The organism is Pseudomonas sp. B5(2017), assembly GCF_002112825.1.
Taxonomy (GTDB): Bacteria; Pseudomonadota; Gammaproteobacteria; order Pseudomonadales; family Pseudomonadaceae; genus Aquipseudomonas; species Aquipseudomonas putida_Z.
On sequence record NZ_NEIR01000043.1, the window covers coordinates 1 to 629 of the forward strand.

A 629-nucleotide genomic window follows, 5' to 3' on the forward strand; every position below is an offset into this window, starting at 1 on the left:
AGCGGTGCTGGCTGCCCTTGAGCTCGGTCTGGTGGTTGTACAGCACCTGGAACAACGGGTTGTGCCCAAGGTTGCGCTCAGGCTGCAAGGCTTCGACCAGTTGCTCGAATGGCAGGTCCTGGTGGGCCTGCGCGCCCAACGTGCGCTGGCGCACCTGTTGCAGCAGCTCGCCGAACGTCAGCTGCATATCGAACTCGGCACGCAGCACCTGGGTGTTGACGAAGAAACCGATCAGGCGCTCGGTCTCGACCCGGTTGCGGTTGGCCGTGGGCACGCCGACGCGGATGTCGGCCTGGCCCGAGTAGCGATGCAGCAAGGTCTGGAAGCTGGCCAGCAACAGCATGAACGGCGTCACGCCCTGCTGCTGGGCAACGCGCTTGAGGTTGGCCGCCAGCTCATTGCCCAGCTCAATCGGCCAACGCGCGCCTTGGTGGCTCGGTACAGCCGGGCGCGGATGGTCCAACGGCAGCTCCAGCACCGGTTGCTCATCACCCAATTGTTCGGTCCAGTAGGCCAGCTGCCGCGCCTGCTCGCCGGCCTCCATCCAGTTGCGCTGCCACACGGCAAAGTCCGCGTACTGGATCGGCAAGGGCGGCAACTGCGGCACCTGGCCCTGGCTGTAGCCGGCA

The 629-nt window shown here is 66.0% G+C and carries 1 protein-coding gene; it reads right to left on the reverse strand.

Annotated elements, in window-relative coordinates; translation table 11 throughout:
• A partial coding sequence (locus CAG00_RS27365; protein ID WP_256579172.1) for a condensation domain-containing protein occupies positions 1–629 on the reverse strand: 629 nt, incomplete at both ends.